The sequence below is a fragment of the Vibrio sp. 10N.222.48.A3 genome (assembly GCF_041475345.1).
Lineage (GTDB): Bacteria > Pseudomonadota > Gammaproteobacteria > Enterobacterales > Vibrionaceae > Vibrio > Vibrio tasmaniensis_A.
The window spans coordinates 1-2,708 of record NZ_JBFRVX010001312.1; the positions used below are offsets into that span (position 1 = coordinate 1).

General features: G+C 44.5%; 2 protein-coding genes and 1 pseudogene. 1 reads left to right on the top strand and 2 read right to left on the bottom strand.

Features of this window, described 5'->3' with window-relative positions; translation table 11 throughout:
- Both malF and malE read right to left on the bottom strand, forming a co-directional pair.
- A pseudogene (malF, locus tag AB4653_RS25990) lies at nt 1-370 on the bottom strand (maltose ABC transporter permease MalF); the annotation flags it as partial.
- A 78-nt stretch (nt 371-448) separates the two neighbouring features.
- Nucleotides 449-1,633 carry a maltose/maltodextrin ABC transporter substrate-binding protein MalE gene (malE, locus tag AB4653_RS25995; protein ID WP_009845808.1) on the bottom strand — a complete coding sequence of 395 codons (1,185 nt, stop codon included), beginning with the start codon at nt 1,631-1,633 and terminating at the stop codon, nt 449-451.
- 665 nt (nt 1,634-2,298) lie between these two features.
- On the opposite strand from malE, the gene AB4653_RS26000 reads away from it, so the two are divergent.
- Nucleotides 2,299-2,708 (top strand): ATP-binding cassette domain-containing protein (locus AB4653_RS26000; protein WP_372105665.1); only part of this gene is annotated, 410 nt, incomplete at its 3' end.

Genomic DNA, 2,708 nt, shown 5'->3' on the forward strand with positions numbered 1-2,708 from the left:
GGAATGAACGGTCTAAAAGAACGGTTTGAGTACGCTCTAGAGAGAGCTGGTTTTTTGCGCTGTAGTTAGTAAACGCAAGCCCTACGGTATATGCCAGTGGGAAAAGAATGAATAAGATCATTCCGGCAATACCGGGGTAAATATAACGGTGGGCGTAAGTTTTCTTACTACCAAAAATGTAAAGAGCCAAAGCCGTTAAAATCACAGTAAGCAGCGCAAATGCGAGCTCACCGCGAGAATACATTAAAATTGTAGCGTAGCCATTAATTAAGCCAACACTACCAAGCAACCCCCATTTGATGAAGACGCTTTTACTGCCTGGAAGGCTTGATGGTGCCGGGATCGCATCTGAACCTTGAACTGACTGCATAGAGGAACCTGCTAACGAGATATAAAAATAGAAAAGTAAGGAGAGGTTGCCCCCTCCTTAAAAGGTAGTGCTTGGTTGTTACTTAGTCATTCGAGCTTCAGCACCTTTTAGTGCTTGCTCTACTGATTGACGGCTATCAACTACGTTGCCAATAGCTTCTTCCATGCTGTACCAGAATGTTGTGAACTGAGGGATGTTAGGCATGATTTCGCCGTTCATCGCGTTATCCATTGTTGCTGCAATACGAGTGTCGCTGTCTAGTTGACGTTGGAAAGAGTTAAGAGCAACAGCGCCTAGTGGCTTGTCGTCGTTCAAGCTCTTCATACCTTCATCAGTTAGTAGGTAGTTTTCCATAAACTCAACGGCTAGATCACGGTTTGGAGAAGCGGTGCTGATACCACCAGCCCATACACCAACGAATGGCTTAGACGCTTTACCGTTGAACTTAGGCAATGTTGCTACGCCGTAATCTACGCCAGCTTTCTCGATGTTTGCCCAGCCCCAAGGACCGTTAATTGTCATTGCAACGTTACCCGCTACGAATTCAGACTCAGCAACTGAGTAATCCATATCCGCAGAAATAACTTTGTCTTTTACCATCTTCTCAATGAAACCTAGAGACTTCTGAACACCGTCAGTCGCTACGCCTGCATCTTTAATGTCGTAACCTTCCGCTGTTTGCTTGAACGCGTAACCGCCGTCAGCTGCAAGTAGAGGCCATGTGAAGTAAGCGCCACCACGTAGAGGCCACATGATTGCTTTCTTGCCATCTTTTTGAAGCTTAGCGTTTAGTGCAGGGATCTCTTCCCAAGACTTAGGTGGATTGGGAACAAGTGCTTTGTTGTAGATAAGAGAAACTGACTCAACTGCAACTGGGTAAGCGATTGTTTTACCGTCGTAAGAAACAGCATCCCATGCGAAGTCTACGATACCTTCTTTAGTTTCCTTAGAAGGTTTGATATCAACAAGAAGACCTGCTTCTGCAAAACCACCAAAACGGTCGTGTGCGTAGAAAATCATGTCTGGGCCATCGCCAGCTGCTGCAACCTGAGAGAATTTCTCTTCTAGTTTGTCAGGGAAAGCGACGGTTACTTTAACACCAGTATCTTCTTCAAAGCGTTTACCTACTTCAGCCATTCCTTCATAAGCTTTGTCGCCACCAACCCAAATAGTTAGTTGACCTTCTTCGATAGCAGCGTTTGCACCAAAAGAACCCAGAGCAACGATTGTGCCTAGAGCTACAGCGCTTAGAGCGTTTTTCATGTCAATATCCTTTTTATATTTATACGTAGGGCGCATTCAATTAAGACGAGCCAGTTTTCGGAGGCTATGATCTGAGAAAATCAATGACAGCTCATCATCCTAGCCACTACGCCCTAGCTATTATGGCCTAATTTCGTGATCGTCATCCGGTAAGATTGGCGAGCGAAGTCACAAAGTAGATACTCATCGTGATCCACATCACCGTTATGCGGTGGATTTATTTGAACTGGATCGCCAGTTATAGATAACCCCCTTTATCTACTCCTCCCCTCCTACTCCCCCTAGTTAATTTTCTATTGGGAGGATGTACCATTACGCGAATTCACCGAAACTGCATTCATCCAAGAGTGGATAGTAAGAACCCTTTACCAGCGAATGTTATGCGTTGACGCATTCTTCATTTAGTTGGCTTCACTGCCCGCTGTTGTCTTTATTAAGCATCGAGCTAAATCTGTGATTGAATCACGGGGGAGATTTAGCTGGATGTGGGGGAAATAGGCACCAGTTTGGCTATGACGGGTGGGCTTGGTTAAAGAATCCAAGTCCCACCCACTTTTTTCTTACTCACTCAATACTTACCAATTCCTACAGTTACTGCTGACCCAAAAATTCCTTATAATGATAAGCAGTAAAACTTAAAATTTGATCGATCGAGGACAAGCTAGATGGCGAGTGTCACGTTAAAAAACGTTTATAAATCATATGGTGATGTACAGATTTCTAAGGACGTAACCTTAGACATCAACGAAGGTGAGTTCGTAGTATTCGTTGGACCATCAGGTTGTGGTAAATCGACGCTATTACGCTGTATCGCGGGTCTAGAAGATATTACGTCTGGTGATTTGTACATTGGTGATCAACGCATGAACGATGTTGAGCCATCAAAACGTGGTGTGGGTATGGTATTCCAATCTTACGCGCTCTACCCGCACCTAAATCTCTACGACAACATGTCTTTTGGTCTTAAACTGGCAAACGCCGATAAAGCTGAAATTGACAAGCGTGTAGAACATGCTGCAGAAATCCTTCAGCTTGGTCACCTTCTTGAACGTCAACCTAAAGCATTGTCTGGTGG